Here is a 16,790-nt window from a genome sequence, read left to right on the forward strand (position 1 = left end):
TTTTGCCTTTGAATTGTCGATTCGTATTAGGACACTTGCGAGTCAAATCATGTATCCGACGTGATTTCCAGGCCCAGGATTGAAACGTCGTCTTTGGGGCCGTTTTTGGCACACCAGCGTTGCACGGACTTCTGGAGTAGAGACACGCTGTCTTCCAGCGACTGGGACTGACCGAGTTCGATTATCTCCATCATTTGCTGCATCGTAAATTGATCCAAGTTTTCATCCATCGCTTCGGGCACGCCATCGGAATAGGCATAAAGCCGATCCCCGGGCGCGAGCGTCACGACTTCTTGGTCATACTCCATGTCTTCGACCCAACCGATAGCCATGTTGCACCCCTCCAGCAGTTTTGGCAATTCGCCTTTTGACACATGAACGATGGGATCGTGACCTGCTGAAACAAATTGAAGCTCCAAAGTGCTTAACTTCAGTACGCCGTACAGCATTGTAAAGAACAATTCGTTTTGTTCCTCCATTGGGAACCGACGATTTAGTTCGTAGGCTACTTCCCTTGGCGGAACAATCCGGGTTCCTCCGTTGCCATCCGACTGGACCAGCAGCGAAGAGGACGAGACCAACGGAGTCATTAAGCGACCGATGGTTACCGACAGCAAAGAGGATGCGACTCCATGGCCGCTAACATCAACAACATAAATCGCAATATGGTCGTCATCCAACGCAAAGTAGTTCAAAAAGTCCCCTGCCAATTCATCACAGGGGATGAACTGCCAGGCGAAGTTGACGAGTGACGTTTTTGGATTGGACGATGGCAATAGCGAGCGCTGCACCTTAGCGGCCGCGTCCAAGTCACGTGTCATGCGTTGGTTAGTCGAGTCAAGCTGATGATTCAGAGACTCCAGTTGGTCGTTCCAGCGTGTCAGCTGTTCCTTGGCAACCGTTAATTCTTCGTTAGTGCGAACGAGCTCCTGGTTTTTCTGCACCGCGTTCTCAAAAGTCGAAATAAGCAAATTTAAAGTCTGCTGTCGGCCCGCCTTAACCGTATATCGGTTGCCTCCCAAGGTAACATCAAGTTGCTGCTCATCTTCACCATCGGCAAGTGGCGTTTCCAGCAGCGATGCGACCCGTGAAATCAGAAATTTAGGATCATAGGGCTTCGTAACGTAGTTGTCCGCGCCGCAGTGCAGTCCCTTAATGATGTCTTGCGCATCCGCGAGCGTTGAGAGCAGGATGAACGGAATCGTCCGCAAATCGGGGTCGTTCTTGACGGCGTGGCACAACTGGTAGCCGGTCATCACCGGCATTTCAATATCGGAGATCACCAAGGTCGGCCGCTGTTCTCGGATCATCTGCAAGCCGATCTGGCCGTTTTCCGCAGTGCGAACCTGGTAGCCCGCTTCTAGCAACTTGTCGGACAAAATCTTTGCTTGGATGCGGCTATCCTCTACGATCAGTAAAGACGCAAGTGGTGAAGGATCATTCATAGTGACTTAACCTAACAACCTAATTTTAAGTTCGGCGGCTGCGTTTGATGTGCCGCAGGATCCCTGGGGCCAACTTGGCAAGCGGCAACGTGCGATCGGCAAGCTTTTCTTCAATCACAACTTTGGGCATTCCATAAACCACACAATCGCTCCGGTTCTGTGCGAATACGAACCCGCCTGATTGCTTCAAGCCCCGACAACCTTCCAGCCCGTCACGCCCCATGCCGGTCATGATTACGGCAAGGGCATTGCCACCGGTTGCATCGACGGTCGATCGAAGGGTGTAATCCACCGACGGTCGGACGCCATTCTCGGGTGGGTCGTCGGTCAATCGAACCCATAAGCGATCGCCACGGGATATCAGTTTCAGATGCTGGCCCCCAGCGGCGATGATCACTCGTCCAGCGATCGCCTCCATTTCGTTGGTCGCTTCCAGAACCTCCAATTCACACATTGAATTCAATCGAGCGGCCAATGACTGCGTATACGTCGGCGGCATGTGCTGAACGACAAGAACGGGGATCGGCAAATCGGCGGGCAGTTTTGGCAATAAGGCTTTCAGCGCGACGGGGCCACCTGTCGACGTTCCCAAAACCACTATTTGGCAAGGGAATTTAGGAGCCGGGACTGTGTCGACCCAGTCATCGGTGTTTGCCGTTTGCACAGCGGTGCGTCGGCGAGGTCCCGCGGCGTCGGACGATTCGCGAAAGGCGGAAATTTTCTCTTGCAGTTCGTCTTGAAGTTGTTGCCGGTTCGCATGCGGATCACTCCCGGATGGTTTAAGGATGAAATCAAATGCGCCTTCCATCAGGGCATCCGTGGTCACTTGGGCTCCGGCAGCCGTAAAGCTGCTGACCATGATTGCTTTGGAGCGAAGTCTACGGCGTTTGATCTCACGCAACAATTCGATGCCGTTCATGTCAGGCATTTGAACATCAAGCGTCAACAGGTCGGGCTCAAATCGTTCGATTTTCTCCAACGCGTCGACGCCATTTTTAGCACTCCCGACGGAATCTGCACCTTCGACCTTGCGCAACACATTCTGAATCGACTGGCGATACAGCGCCGAGTCATCTACCACCAGAATTTTCGTCGGTCGGGAATTCACAATACGCTTCCTACGGTTGGCTATCGGTAGCAAGGGATTTTATAAAAAACTCGAGGAGCCTTGCTTTATCAAATGGTTTGACAATGAAGTCCATTGCACCAGCTTTGATGCACTCAATTAATTTTGGTTTCTGGTTCACCGCGCTGATCATAACCACGCGCGCGCGTGGATCTTGCTGTATTAATTTCTTGAGCGTCGAAACACCGTCCAATTTCGGCATCACAATATCCAAGGTGACTAGGTCCGGATTAATCTGCTGATACATTACCAGGGCCTGCTCACCATCCTCCGCTTCACCTGCGATTTCCCAACCAGCGGCTTCCGCGATTTCGCGAATGCATTTGCGCATGAACAGGGCGTCGTCGACAACTAACAAGCGTTTCGTTTTCATCGGGCTCTCTCTCGCCTCTTGCTCATCCTAATTTGGTCGGGTATTGCCCAACGACCTCGATCACCACAGTGCCATTCTCGATATCGAAAGACATCCGTCTACCTCTCTCGCCACCACAATGACTGGCCAGAAGCGGAATCCGAAAATCCGTAAGCAATTGCTGACAGGCTTCAATATTCTGTTGACCGATGTTATTGACGCCACTCGTGCTGAACATACTGGCGCCGCCGGCGATTTTGGCCGTCAACTTTAGGTTTTCGCCAGCAAACGTTTGCATCTTCGCGATCAGCCCTGGAATGGCCGTATCGATATACTTTCCAAGTCGTTCTGTTTTTCCGCGTGATTCGGGCAGCACGATATGGGCCAGTCCACCAATTTTTCGTCGTCGGTCATAGAGTGCCAATCCGATGCATGAACCAAGCAGCGTGCGGAGGGTATCCCCGTTTCCACCAACTTGCATTTCCCCCATCCGCACTGAGCGACCGAACGCCTGTCTTACCGGCTCCATATTGTTAAACTCCTCATTGCTCAAATTCACCGCTAAGGAGCACATCTAGCAGCGTCGGCATCGATTCGCCGTCAGGCACGAACAGCAACGTCCAATTGACCGTTAAGCGATTAATCTGAAATTGGGTCTTCGCTAAAATCGCTTGATCAAAAACAATCGCCTGGCTCATCAGCAGAAATTCCATCAGGCTCTCGGCGAATTCCCGGCTAAATTTCGGTGGTGCTGGAACGACTTCCTGTGATTTATAGAGCTCGGAAAGACTTTGATGCAAAGCGTTGAGGTACGCGCAGCAAAGTATGTTGGTCGTTTCTAGGGCCGCCGATTTTGCCAATTCGGTCCACTCGGTCGTCGTGCCCTGAGGATAGCCTAACAACATGTCGGTCAAGGCCCAACCGCTCGCATCATCGAACGCCAGGATCATCTGACCCGTGATAATCCCCTGGATCTGCATCGAACAAAAACATATTGGCGTATTGTCACCGCAGGACAACAGCCCTGTCGCCTCCTCCATAGGCAACTGTTCGAATGAATCGACATCAACGACCGATGGTTTGCCAATCCATTTTGCAAGGGCACCCGATGCACTGGCGGCCCCACGACGAAACGTCGATTCGAGCGCAGTCAATTGCATTGTGCTGAGGAGATTCTCTTCCTGATCGGTCAACTTGCCAGACCCTCGGTTGCTGTTTTCATAGATGGCTGAGTCGCCATTTGGTACGCCGCACCAACGTCAAGCATCAAACCGACGCTCCCGTCGCCCAAAATACTCGCGCCCGATAAGCCGCGTATCTCGATGAAGTTATCCGAAAGCGACTTGATCACCATGTCATGACTGCCGAGAAGTTCGTCGACCCGCAACCCTACGGTCTTTCCGGCGGTTTGCAAAATGACCACCTCTGGCGCCCGTATGTCGACAGCCGACGCCTCACACTCAGGTCTATCTTGACCACCATCGGAATCATTCCAATGGAAAATCTCATCGATTCGGATCAGTGGTATGAACTCACCGCGAACGTCCATCGTCCACTTTCCCTGAACTGGGAACACCTCTTTATCTTCGACCGAAACGATTTCACGAACGTCATCGATCGGCACTGAGAACACGACCCCACGTATCTTGACCAGCAAGCAATGAATAATAGCAAGAGTCAATGGTAACCGGATGGTAAAATGAGTTCCTTGCTGTGGGACGGATTCGACTTGGATCGTTCCGTTTAGTTTTCGGATCCGGTCTTGGACCACATCCATCCCGACGCCGCGGCCCGAAACGTCAGTAACTTCTTGGGCGGTGCTAAAGCCAGGATGCCAAATGTAATTCAAGGCCTGCTCGTCACTTAGTTCGCTAGTTGCTGATTCCGACAATGTTCCATTGCTGATTAGTTTCGCTTTGATTTTGCCGACATCGATTCCATCGCCGTCATCTCGAACGTGGATGTAGATGTTGTTTCCACAATGGGTGGCTTCTAGAGAGATTGTTCCTACCTCTGGCTTGCCGTCAGCAAGGCGGACCTGTGTTGATTCCAAACCGTGATCAATCGAGTTTCGTATAAGATGCATCAATGGATCGCCCAACGCGTCGATCATCCGCTTGTCGAGTTCGGTTTTGTCGCCACGGATCAGCAGGTCTGCCCGCTTACCACGTTCTTTGGAAAGATCTCGGACGACCCGTTTAAAGCGATTGAATAAGGGAGCCACCGGGACCATGCGAGTGTCCAAGACTCCTTTTTGCAAGTTCTTCGAAACCCGCGAAAGCTGATCAATTGCCTCTCCAAACTTTTCGAGGTAGCCTCGGTCATGTTCCCAAATTTCCGAGTGTTCATCCATTAATTCCAGCCCGCAGCGAAGTCGGGCGACGAGAGCCCCGCGGTCGCTCGGTTCAGCGGTTTCATTCTCCAGGTCATCGATCGTGTCACGCAGGCTGTCACAAAATTCGCGGATCCGGTTTAACGCACTGGCTTTTCGACGTGCCGGACTGATCTGGCTGGAAATCTGGACAAAGCGGGCCCGATTGACAACCAGTTCGCCAGCCAGGTTCATTAGGCTGTCCAGGCGGTCGATTTCGACACGCATTGTTTCAGCAACCTTACCGGCCGCTTTGTCGGAATCGGGCGGTTCACCAGCAGCCGATGTGTCCACCAAGAGCGAAGAATCGAGGGAGGGCACTGGTCCCGGATTGTCGGAGGACTGTACCGACGCAGGTGTCTCGCTATCCGCTTGGCCCGTTGGTTCCGTGCCGGGTTCATGTGCTCTCCAATTAGGTTCCACCTCGGGTAAAGCGGAGACCGGTTTCTCATTCAGATCATTGACTTCCGACGGACTGTTGAACTCAGTCACATGGTTTGGGAAATCAATCGATTCCACGCCATCAACCTCCGCTGCCCTGCGTAGCTCTGCGAGTTCTTTGATGGTTTGAAGCTGTATTTCGAATTCTTCTAGTTGGTCGTCCTCCGACAGGTCATCCAACGCCGGCTGAGTCGATTTCAGATCTCCCAGTGCTGCAACCCGGTTTACGATCAACCGGGCCTTTAGGTCCGCCAATTGCAACCCGGGGCGGAACCGAATCCGCATGCGGACCTCAGCATCTCCGCGGTCCGCGTCTGTCGAGAAAGGTGGGTTTTCCGGCGGAGACGCCGGGGAAGAAGCGGGGGTAGACGTCAGAATTGACGCAGGGGCTCCAACCATCGGCTCCGATATTCGGTCAGAATTCAATGGTTCCACCACCGAGCAGCCCGTCGCATTATTCTGTTTGTCATTTGGCTTGGCAGCTTGATCTTCCAATCGTTTCAGCTCAGTGAGCAGCGCAGTAGGACTAAGCAACACCTCAGCGTCCCGTAGGCGATCGTTGCTTTGACGGAGGAAATCGATGCACCGTAGCACCACGTTCATCGTCGCCTCATCGAGCTGCTCCGTGCCGGAACGAAAACGCTCAAAACGATTCTCTAAATGATGAGTCAGCACCGTCATTTGGTCCAAGCCCATCATCCCAGCGGATCCCTTGATGGAATGGATCAGACGGAACGCTTCGTTCAAATCCTTCGCATTTGACGAATCCCTCTCAAGCAACAACAGGGTTTCTACGAGGTCATCGAGTTGCTCTTCCGTTTCGTCCAGAAACGTCTGCAGATATTCTGACATGTCGTCATCCGGATCAGACAAATTATTGGTGTTGTCACTCATGGATGTCGACCTTGTCGTCCGGTCGATGGACGGGTGCCTGACGTCTCTCCCACCTTCTTATAGATCAGAGGCGAAACTCTTTTCAAACCGCCCAGCATTTCGTAGATACCTTCCGACGGTCCGACGACTAGGTAGCCGCCAACCGCCAACGCATCCACCACATTATTGACGACACTCTGCTTCGATTGTCGGTCGAAGTAAATCAGTACGTTGCGAATGAAGATGCAATCAAAAACCGGCTTAGTGAGTGGTCGCATCAGGTTGTGTTGTTGGAACTGCACCAGTTGCCTAATCGATTCCCGAACTTGCCATTGGTCGTTGGCGGTCGAGGACTGGAAGTACCGTCGCCGCTGTTGGGCTGACACCTCGCCGATCGCACGGGAATTGAAGTTTCCGCTGCGTGCCGATTCCAAAATTTCTTCGCTGAGATCCGTCCCGAGAACTTCCAACGACCAATCACGAAGTCGATACAGGTTTTCGGCCAGACAGATTGCGATGGAGTAAGGTTCCGAACCATTTGCACATCCGGCCGACCAAATTCGCAACTTGCGCTCCCTTTCGCCGGCGCGGTGACGTGCTAGCTGTTCGGTCAGCCAATCAGTGCAGAGCCAGTCAAATTGCTTTTGAGTGCGAAAAAAATAGGTTTCGTTCGTCGTGATGGCATCCAAGAAACCGGCAAGTTCATTGGCCCCCTCGGCAGATGTGAGGATTTGATAGTAGGAATCAAAACCGTCAAAACCGCCTGCACTGACGCGGCGGCGAATACGATTGCTAAGCAAGGTGATCTTGTTCTTGTCGATATGGATTCCACTATTTTCATAGATGAAATCGCAGAAGCGATCGAATTGTTGCGAATTAAGACGCGGGAGTCCCACTGTAGATTGCCCCTTTGTTTGTTTCCACGGCAGCGGGGGTTGCGTGGCAACGTAGCCATTGGAACCGCGGCCGGGGATCCCTGCGACGTTACGTTTCAAACTTGCCCACCAAATCCTGCAGTGTCTGAGACTGGGCGCCGAGCTGTTCGGCGCTTGCGGCCAGCTCCTCTGCGCTGGCCGCATTTGATTCCGTCGTTTCCGAAACCGACCTGATCGCAATTTGGACTTGATGGGCACTTTCCGATTGCGATTCAGTCTGTTCAGCGATCTGCACGATTCCCGCAGCCGTCATGTCGACTGCCTCGACGATTGAGGCAAGCGAATTGCCTACTTCTTCGGATAGCTCAGCGCCTTCCGCAACGCGACGCGACGATTCTTTGATAAGCTGCGTGATCTCTTTAGCGGCTTCGCTAGACCGTTCGGCCAATTTCCGCACTTCATCGGCCACCACGGCAAATCCCAAGCCGTGTTCACCGGCGCGAGCCGCCTCGATCGCCGCGTTTAACGCCAACAAGTTGGTTTGACTCGCAATGTCACTGATGACTTGAATAATATCAGTGATCTGCTCACTTGATTTTTCGATCAACCCCATGGCTATCACGGCTTCATTGCGGGTCTTGCTCGCTTTGCCTGCCAGACATGCCGTCTTGCTCGCCTGATCATTCACGCAGGCGGCACTGGTCGCGATCACCTGGATCGCGTTGGTCATCTCGGCCACCGACGCGGTCATCTCTTCCACGCTCGCCGCCTGGTTTTGAGCCCCATCGCTTAAATTCGCGCTACTCTCCGCGATGACTCGAGCGCCTTCCGCAAACTGGTGCGCGCTCTCGATTACCTCATCGATCAGACGCCTCGTTTTTTCGCGTTGCTGTTTCGCAGATCGTTCCAACTGAACACGCTTGGTGACATCGTCGGCGTACTTAACCACTTTGCAGGGTCGTCCGTCGGGACCGAGGACAGGGTTGTAGGAACCCTGTATCCATACTTCGCGGCCCTCCTTTCCAATTCGCCAGTATTCCGAATGGGCGTACTCGCCACGGTTCAATTTGTTCCAAAATTCCAGGTACTCGGGACTATCACGTTCGCCAGGGTCGACGAACATTTTGTGATTCTTCCCACGGATCTCATCCAGAGCGTAGCCCATTGCATTCAGAAAAAGATCGTTAGCCGTAATGATCGTTCCGTCCATTTCGAATTCAATGACCGCCTGCGACTTTTGAATTGCGTCAACTTGGGCTTTGAAATCTGCGTTACGAAGCGTCTGGTCCGTGATGTCAGTGGCATACTCGACCACTTTGAATGGTTTGCCGTCCGCGTCAAAAATCGGATTGTACGATCCTTGAATCCAAACCTCATTGCCGGATTTGCGGATCCATTTGTATTGGCCATTCTCATAGTCACCGCCATTAAGTCGGTTCCAGAGATTTTTGTGATCGGCGCTTACCCGGTATTCGGGATCGACAAAGATGCTGACATGCTGTCCTTGGATCTCGGCGAGTGTGTAGCCCATCAAATCCAGAAAATTCTGATTGGCCGAGATAACAGTGCCGTCCATCTCGAATTCGATCACAGATTGCGACCGGTTAATCGCGGCCAGCTGACCCGTCACATTTTGTTCGAGACGTGACTTTTCCAGCTTTAGCGTTTCCAGCTCTCGTCGCAATTCGGTTTTCGTTTTAGCTTTCGATCGTTTCAGGCTATCTGTTTTTGTCACGGAGCAGCTCTCAAGTGGTTGTCAGGCGGCTGTATGCTTTAAGAAGTGGTCACTTCTTGAACAGGATGACGTTTCAATCGTTCCGGACTGAACAATTCCTCGATGTCCAAGACGATTACAAGGTTGCTATCCACTTTTGCGAAACCCGCAATGTCACGGCTTCCAGCGACTGTCATGGTTTCGGGAACTGGCTGAATATTCTGCTCGGGAATCCGAATGACCTGAGAAACCGCATCCACCGTACATCCCATGGTTCGCTCACCTACATTGACGACGATCGTGCGTGTATCGCTGTCCGCCTGCTTCGCCGCCAGACCGAGAAGTTTACGAAGGTTAATAATCGGAATAATCGCGCCACGCAAATTCCGAACCCCCTCTACGTAGTTGGCGACTTGCGGTGTTTCGGTGACTCGATCAGGCATCACGATTTCCTGAATCTGTTCAATCCGAAAAGCGTATCGCTGGCTGTCGATCTGGAAACCAACGAAATGCGATGTATCTTTTCCCGCAGAAATTGCATCCGATGGTGACGAATCAGCAGGTGAGTTCTGAACCATAGGTGCCGTGGACAAGTGAAGAGGAAATCGATCGGGCCAGATGGGCAGGACTGCGTCACACCAGTCTATTTAGCAGACATGGCAGTTACAACGAACGAATCGCAGAAAGATGAGCCAATTGGTTTGAACAAGGTTTACGAGGGACAACGTCAGCAAACATTCTTGGGTGCCCCCCCGTGAGTGCGATAGCTCCAGCTTCACTTGGTCGATTTGCCGCCCAAGCCTCCAAGCCACTCGTCCGCCGGATGGATCTGTGATTTGCCCGACCGATTTGCTCGCCCGATTTGCTCGCTCGCTACAGTTGCAGTATGAACTCCTCCCCCGTATCAAGGCGCCGCCATGAATTCTTGGAATCGATGTTTATGCTCGTTCGTTTGTTTAGCGATGTTTTACTCCACCGCCTCGGCACAAACGATGGAAACGCTTTTTCAGTTCGCCAAGGCGGATGAGGTGGCAAAGTGGCAGATCGTCAACGACGGCGTCATGGGAGGCCGCTCGACCAGCAAGGCCACGATCACCGATCAAGGCGTGCTGCGGTTTGCGGGCATTCTGTCGCTGGAGAATAACGGCGGATTTGCGTCGGTACGATCACGACCTGACGGATCACTGGGATTGGCTAGCGGCGAATCGATCGTCTTGCGAGTCAAAGGGGACGGGCGTCGTTACACATTTAACCTGTACACGCCGGAGCGCCGGACCGCGTTCTCCTATCAGTTGGATTTCGATACGCAGGCCGGCGAGTGGACGGAAGTGCGATTGCCCGTTGATAAGTTCGTTGCTCACTCATACGGACGGCCGATGCCCAGCATGAAGCTCGACCCGAACCAAGTTCACTCCGTCGGTATTCTACTGGGCGATAAAAAGTCGGGGCCATTCGAGATTTTAGTGGACTGGATCAACGTGGACTAAGCTGGAACTAGAATGTCAGTCGCCACTCAATGCAACTCATCTCGCATTCGCAGTGACGACCATCGACGAGCAAGCACGATCACGGCAGACGCTCTAAACCTTTTCTGCATGACGATGTTTGGTCCGGTATGCTTAGATCAGTCCGTTTTCATCCTAATCTGTGTGCCGCCATGAAATTGTCGTGTTTGCTCTCCTTGTTCCTTGCCGCATTCCTGGCGATCCCTCCCTCTACAGCGAGGATATCTGCCGCAGAGATTCGGGTTATCGAAGCGAGCACGGAACCGCCAATGTCGGGCAAGGAGGTCGATTGGATCTACGGCGACTATCTGATGGAGAACGCTCAAATTTCGTTCGTGATCGCAGCACCAATAGCGACTCGTGACGCGAACATGACGATTCGTAACATCGGAGGCTCCATCCTGGATTTGACGCTGAACCACCCATCAAACGATCAGCTGAGCGCTTACACGCCTGCAGCAGGACGATATCTATTTCATGATCCGTCGACAGTGGAAACCGGCCGCGATGGCGACGCCGTTTTCTGGCAATGCCGGTCGTCTAGGACGCTCGCCAACGATGGCACCACGACAACCGTTCGATACCGGTTGGCGGATGGAGACGCGTTTGTTGAAGCGACGGTTACGATCGAAGGTGACGCGGCGGCAAAGGTACAAGCGTTTGACGGGGTACGAGCGGACGGATGGTTTGAGTTTAAAAACACGGGCAATGTCGCTTACTGCGAAGATGCGTTTTTTCGACAGACCATTGGATTCAAGAGTCCAGTCTCTCAACAACCGCCAACCTGGAAGAAGGGACGCCCCTATCAATTGCACTACGCTGGCGAGCATCTCCAACGAAGCGATGGCAAGCTATCTTGGACAGTACACATCTATCCCGCGACCAGCCCGATCGACTTGATCTCCGCTGCCGGATCGGCGGATGTTTCCTCGGCCTTGGTTACATTCAAAGTCATCCCGGAAGCTCTGCCCGATGGAGATGTTGACTGGGTCAATCGCGCCAAAGTCAGCTTGCGGTTAGCAGACACGGAAGGCAAAGAAACGCAGGAACTCTACACTTTGCAGACGGACGATCGGGGCTTTGCCCACGCCAGGTTGGTGCCCGGAAATTACGTCGCAGTCGCCTCCGCGATCGGATACAAGGACGCCGAGGTTGCGTTTCAGTCGACGGCACAGCCAGCAGATGTCGACTTGCCAATAACGAGTGCCAGCGGTTTTGAAGCCGAAGTCACCGACGAGCAGGGCAACCGTATTCCCTTCAAAGCCACGATCTACTGCATCGATGGAGATCAGCCGGATTTTGGACCGAGCAGCACACGTACCTTCGTTGAAAACCTTGCCTATTCGGTGCATGGACGTCTGCGCTGCCCGCTTAATCCAGGGAAGTACGAGATCTTCTTCAGTCGCGGTCCAGAATACAACAGCGAAAGAAAAGAGGTCGAGATTTCGCCAGCGACGATCTCCAAATTGGTGGTGCAACTCGATCGTGTCGTCGATACGACCGGATGGATCAGTGCCGACTTGCACAGTCACAGCAGTCCATCGGGCGATAACACATCGGACCAATACGGTCGTGTCGAAAACCTGTTATGCGAGCACATCGAGTTTGCCCCGTGCACTGAACATAATCGTATCAGCAGTTACACGCCGCATTTGGAACAGATGAAGCTCAGCCACTTGATGGCGACCTGTACCGGAATGGAGTTGACGGGGTCACTGTTGCCCGTCAACCACCAAAATGCGTTCCCGCTACATCAGCATCCACACACGCAGGATGGTGGGGGACCAAGGACGTCTTCGAACCCGGTCGTGCAAATTGAACGGTTAGCGATGTGGGACGACGCTTCGCAAAAAGTGGTGCAAATGAACCATCCGAACTTGCATCAGATCTATGGTGACTTGGATACCGACGGTGTCCCTGACAAAGGTTTTCGCGGGATGCTGAAGTGGGCAGACGTTGTCGAGGTTCATCCGCTGGAGACCATTTTTCAAGACATCGCCAACAACCCTCCTGGCGTTCGTCGAATGCGAATCCCCCTTTTCCAGTGGATGCAATTGCTGAACCAAGGCTACCGTATTCCGGGGGTGATCAACACGGATGCACACTACAACCACCACGGCAGTGGTTGGCGACGCAACTGGTTTTTCAGCAGCACGGATGACCCAGCGAATATCTCGACAGACGAGATGGTTCGCGAAATCGAAGCCGGACACATCGTAATGTCGACGGGGCCATTTCTTTCGCTGACGGGACATGCCAAATCAAATCCGGATGTCGCCCTTCCCGGTGATGAACTGATTGCAGCGGATGGGAAAGTGACGCTTAAGGTAACAGTGCAATGCCCAAATTGGCTGGACGTCAATCGTGTCCAGGTGTTCGTCAACGGGAGACCGAGCGAAAAGCACAATTACACGCGAAAGAACTCGCCCAAGATGTTCGGTGACGTCGAATCGGTCCGCAAGTTTGACTCATCAATCGAATTGACGCTGCAGAAAGATGCACATGTTATCGTGGCAACGATCGGCGAAGGAATGACCATGGAAAGGGTGATGGGCCCACGCTATGGCAAACGTCCTCCGATCGCAGTAAGCAACCCGATCTTTGTCGACGTCGACAAAAATGGTTTTCAATCCAATGGTGACGAACTCGGTCTGCCCTTGCCGGTCGCCAACCATGAATCGCGATAGAGAATGAATCCCAAAGAGACCATGAGAAACAAACTCGTTGCTTACGTCGTCCTTTTCAGCTTGCTGGTAATCTGCGGACCTGCTCGGTCACAGGAAATCACATCAGTTCTTCCCAAGGGCTACTTGGAAGTCGGTTCGGATAAAGAAGCCGCGCTGCGTAAATTGTGCCAAGCCACGGCCGACACGAGTTTGTTCACCGGGGCCGTTCTGGTCGCTGAGAAGGGCAAAGTGATCTACAAGGATGGCTTCGGCTTGGCGAACCGCGAATGGAACGTCCCCAACACGACGGATACCAAATTCCGACTTGCATCGGTAAGCAAGCAGTTCTGTAGCATGATCGTGATGCAATTGGTGCAGGAAGGTAGAGTCCACCTGGACGACAAAATCACAGACCACCTTACGTACTATCGCAAAGACAATGGCGACAAAATCACGCTGCACCACTTGCTGTCTCATCAATCAGGTATCAAGGATTTCACGACCGGCTTTGATTACAGGGGAACGACCTCTCGTTTGGCGTTCGATGCAGACGAATTCATCAAGCTGCACTGTAGTTTCGATTTAACACATGAACCGGGTACGATTTACAGTTACTGCAACGCCGGTTACTGCATCTTGGGTAGGATCATCGAGAAGGTAACGCGGAAAACATTTGAGCAAAATCTGCAAGAGCGTATCTTTGGTCCGGTGGGAATGAAGGATAGCGGGTATGACCGAAACCGTTACCTGATCAGAAAGCGAGCAAGCGGTTACATCTACGGCCCGTTTGATATTGAAAACGCAGCCTTCGTAGAGATGGACTCTTCGCCCGGACCTGCCGGTGGGTTGTACTCGACCGTGGAAGACATGTTCCTCTGGGATCGTGCTCTGTATTCCGATCAACTGCTGGATGAAAAGCACCGTGGAATGATGTTCACACCGAATCGGGACGTGCCAGAAGTGAAAGCGGCAGGCGGGCGACCTCACAGTATTTACGGTTACGGTTGGCAGATCTACACACGCAGCCATCCGGTTACACAGCGGCGAACCAAAGTGATCAATCATGGAGGGGCGATCAGCGGGTTCAGAGCCATGGAAAACCGGCTGGTCGATGACGACGCCTTCATCATCGTCCTCTGCAATCAAGGTGATCCCTTTGGATCCACGGACGTTTGGGATGCGGTCGTTGAACTTAGCACGCAGTTAATCCATGTGGTAACGGACCAGCCCTACAAAATGCCTGGCAAAGCCCGATTGACGCAAGCTCAGCGGATGTACCAACTCGTGAAATCAGAAGGAGTCGAAGCCGCGATCGAATGGTTCAAGACAAAAGGAAAGAACAGCGGTTGGGGAGGCGCCAACTGGGAGCTGGCAAATCAATTGATCAAGGACGGCCGTGTCGATGACGGGATGCGGCTAATGGAATTCGATGTCGAAACGTCCCCTGGAAAAGTATGGCTACTGCGAAAAACGGCACTGGCTCACTTGAACAATGGGCATCCAGAAAAAGCATTGGCGTTTGCCGAACAAGGGTTAAAGCTGAGATCGGACGACGAAGGTTTCACCACCGTCAAAGCCGAGGCGGAGCAGGTTTTAAAGACAATGGTTGAATAGCGTTGGTGCGAGACGACTGGTTTACGTCGCGGAAGCTGACGGACTTCGCAATTGCTCGGGCACTCGGGCAACCACTTAAAGCAGTCGGAGTCGACAGGGATTGACGAAAGCCATCTGCGGGTAGACACCCGCAGCTAAATGCTGCCGCAGCTATCGCTGCTAATGCGGGAAAGACCACCCGTTGATCTGCCCCCGGCCGTAACGCTGTGAAGTATTTTTCCTAATAGGGTTTGTGCTAATTTAGCGTAGCGGAAGTCGTCAAGACTTTCGTTCCATGGTGTATGCCCCCCGAAACTCTTGACGAGTTCCGCTACGAAATGCTTCACAGCGTTGCCCCTGTCGGCTTGCGTGGCGAAGGGGGGACTCGGATCGTATCACGCAATGACGTCGTGAACGACTTGTCCCGACAGGTCGGTCAGGCGGTAATCGCGGCCCGCGTAGCGATACGTCAAACGCTGGTGGTCGAAGCCCAACAAATGTAGCATCGTGGCGTGCAGGTCATGCACCGAAACCGGATTCTCGACGGCTTTGAATCCGAACTCATCCGTCGCGCCGTAGATCGTGCCGCCTTTCACACCTCCGCCCGCCATCCACAGCGAGAATCCCCAGTGGTTATGATCGCGGCCCTGGCTAGCGCCCGATCCGTTTTGCCCCATTTCCACCGATGGCGTGCGTCCGAATTCGCCACTACACAGGATCAATGTCTTACTAAGCAGGCCACGTTGCTTGAGATCTTTGATCAGCCCCGCGATACCCTGATCACATTGATTGGCGACATTCCGGTGGGCGGCTTTGATGTTGTCGTGACTATCCCATGGCTGGCCGGCACCGTGCCAGACTTGCACGTACCGCACGCCGCGTTCGACCAAACGCCGAGCCAGCAGCAGTTGACGATTCTGAGTCCCTTCTCCATACAGTTTTAAAATCGATTCCGTCTCCTGGCTGGTATCGAATGCATCGGTGGCTTCCATTTGCATTCGGTACGCCAAGTCAAATGACTGGATCCGCGCTTCCAGTGCGGCTTCGTCCGCACGCTGGGACAAGTGCTTGGCGTTGAGTGCCTGCAGAACCTCCAGCTGAGCCCGTTGATCCGATTTCGATAAACGCTCGTTGCGAATATGACGAATCAGCTTGGTCGGATCGGAATGGGCGGTGTCCACCAACGTGCCCTGATAACTACCAGGCAGGAACGCGGAACGCCAGTTACCCGCACCACCGACCGGCAGGCCGCCCGGACATAGCGCGACGAATCCGGGTAGATTCTGATTTTCGCTCCCCATACCCCAAGTTAACCACGATCCGAAACTGGGACGCACCAATCGGGAATGGCCGGTGTTCATCAACATCAGCATCATTTCGTGGCTGGGCAATTCCGCGTACATCGAACGAATCACCGCCAATTCGTCAGCGCACTCGGCCACACGTGGAAACAAGTCGCTGATCGGCATCCCGCATTCACCGTGCTGTTTGAACTGAAACGGCGACGGAAGGGCCACCCCCGTTTTGCGTTCGGTTTGCAGGTTATCAAACGGCAACATCTGACCCGCTCGACGAGTCAGTTCGGGCTTGGGGTCGAAGGTATCCACCTGCGACATCCCGCCATTGAGAAAGACGTGGATCACATGCTCGGCACGAGCCGGGAAGTGGGTTGTGGGACCGGCGGTTGCCGACTGACCAGCCAACATATCGGAGAGCGCCAGTGATCCGACCCCTAGGCCGCAACGTTTAAGAAACTGGCGGCGAGGGGAGGTGAAGGAAGTATCCATAATGATTTTGCTCGTTGAAGGATCCTTGCGTGACGGATAAGT

13 protein-coding genes are annotated in these 16,790 nt (G+C 53.2%); 3 read left to right on the forward strand and 10 right to left on the reverse strand.

The window, feature by feature from the left end:
* Positions 1–47 precede the first annotated feature (47 nt).
* Genes SH528x_RS21240 through SH528x_RS21280 form a run of 9 tightly spaced genes read right to left on the reverse strand, consistent with a single transcriptional unit; the run spans position 48 to position 9,775 of the window.
* Positions 48–1,445 (reverse strand): PP2C family protein-serine/threonine phosphatase, encoded by a 1,398-nt coding sequence (locus SH528x_RS21240; RefSeq protein WP_442505458.1) that lies wholly within the window; start codon positions 1,443–1,445, stop codon positions 48–50.
* A gap of 25 nt (positions 1,446–1,470) precedes the next feature.
* Positions 1,471–2,553, reverse strand: coding sequence for a protein-glutamate methylesterase/protein-glutamine glutaminase (locus SH528x_RS21245; protein WP_442505459.1), 1,083 nt, complete (start codon positions 2,551–2,553; stop codon positions 1,471–1,473).
* Positions 2,554–2,563: 10 nt separating this feature from the next.
* Positions 2,564–2,944, reverse strand: a complete 381-nt coding sequence (locus SH528x_RS21250; RefSeq protein WP_442505460.1) for a response regulator — start codon at positions 2,942–2,944, stop codon at positions 2,564–2,566.
* A 22-nt stretch (positions 2,945–2,966) separates the two neighbouring features.
* Entirely contained in the window at positions 2,967–3,452 is a 486-nt protein-coding gene (locus SH528x_RS21255) for a chemotaxis protein CheD (RefSeq protein ID WP_442505461.1), read from the reverse strand.
* Positions 3,453–3,465: 13 nt separating this feature from the next.
* Positions 3,466–4,083: a hypothetical protein gene (locus tag SH528x_RS21260; RefSeq protein ID WP_442505462.1), complete on the reverse strand. Its 618-nt coding sequence runs from the start codon at positions 4,081–4,083 to the stop codon at positions 3,466–3,468.
* A 29-nt stretch (positions 4,084–4,112) separates the two neighbouring features.
* The gene (locus tag SH528x_RS21265; RefSeq protein WP_442505463.1) at positions 4,113–6,629 is read right to left on the reverse strand and encodes a chemotaxis protein CheW; all 2,517 of its coding nucleotides are present in this window, start codon (positions 6,627–6,629) and stop codon (positions 4,113–4,115) included.
* Complete coding sequence (locus SH528x_RS21270) at positions 6,626–7,603, reverse strand: CheR family methyltransferase (protein ID WP_442505464.1); 978 nt, start codon at positions 7,601–7,603, stop codon at positions 6,626–6,628. The genes SH528x_RS21265 and SH528x_RS21270 overlap by 4 nt, the downstream gene beginning before the upstream one ends.
* Positions 7,593–9,218: a methyl-accepting chemotaxis protein gene (locus SH528x_RS21275; RefSeq protein WP_442505465.1), complete on the reverse strand. Its 1,626-nt coding sequence runs from the start codon at positions 9,216–9,218 to the stop codon at positions 7,593–7,595. The genes SH528x_RS21270 and SH528x_RS21275 overlap by 11 nt, the downstream gene beginning before the upstream one ends.
* A 38-nt stretch (positions 9,219–9,256) precedes the next feature.
* On the reverse strand, positions 9,257–9,775 hold the full coding sequence (locus tag SH528x_RS21280; RefSeq protein WP_442505466.1) for a chemotaxis protein CheW: 519 nt from the start codon (positions 9,773–9,775) through the stop codon (positions 9,257–9,259).
* Between the two features lie 384 nt (positions 9,776–10,159).
* On the opposite strand from SH528x_RS21280, the gene SH528x_RS21285 reads away from it, so the two are divergent.
* The 3 genes from SH528x_RS21285 (at position 10,160) to SH528x_RS21295 (ending at position 14,982) form a co-directional block, all read left to right on the forward strand.
* Positions 10,160–10,684, forward strand: a complete 525-nt coding sequence (locus tag SH528x_RS21285) for a CIA30 family protein (RefSeq protein WP_442505467.1) — start codon at positions 10,160–10,162, stop codon at positions 10,682–10,684.
* Positions 10,685–10,854: 170 nt separating this feature from the next.
* Positions 10,855–13,389: a CehA/McbA family metallohydrolase gene (locus SH528x_RS21290; protein WP_442505468.1), complete on the forward strand. Its 2,535-nt coding sequence runs from the start codon at positions 10,855–10,857 to the stop codon at positions 13,387–13,389.
* 21 nt (positions 13,390–13,410) lie between these two features.
* Positions 13,411–14,982, forward strand: a complete 1,572-nt coding sequence (locus SH528x_RS21295; protein WP_442505469.1) for a serine hydrolase — start codon at positions 13,411–13,413, stop codon at positions 14,980–14,982.
* A gap of 374 nt (positions 14,983–15,356) precedes the next feature.
* Here SH528x_RS21295 and SH528x_RS21300 read toward each other — a convergent pair whose 3' ends face one another.
* A complete protein-coding gene (locus SH528x_RS21300) occupies positions 15,357–16,748 on the reverse strand; it encodes a DUF1501 domain-containing protein (RefSeq protein WP_442505470.1) in 1,392 nt (463 codons plus the stop codon).
* Positions 16,749–16,790: the final 42 nt, after the last annotated feature.

Source organism: Novipirellula methanifontis (assembly GCF_052161655.1).
In the GTDB taxonomy this organism is placed as follows: domain Bacteria; phylum Planctomycetota; class Planctomycetia; order Pirellulales; family Pirellulaceae; genus Novipirellula.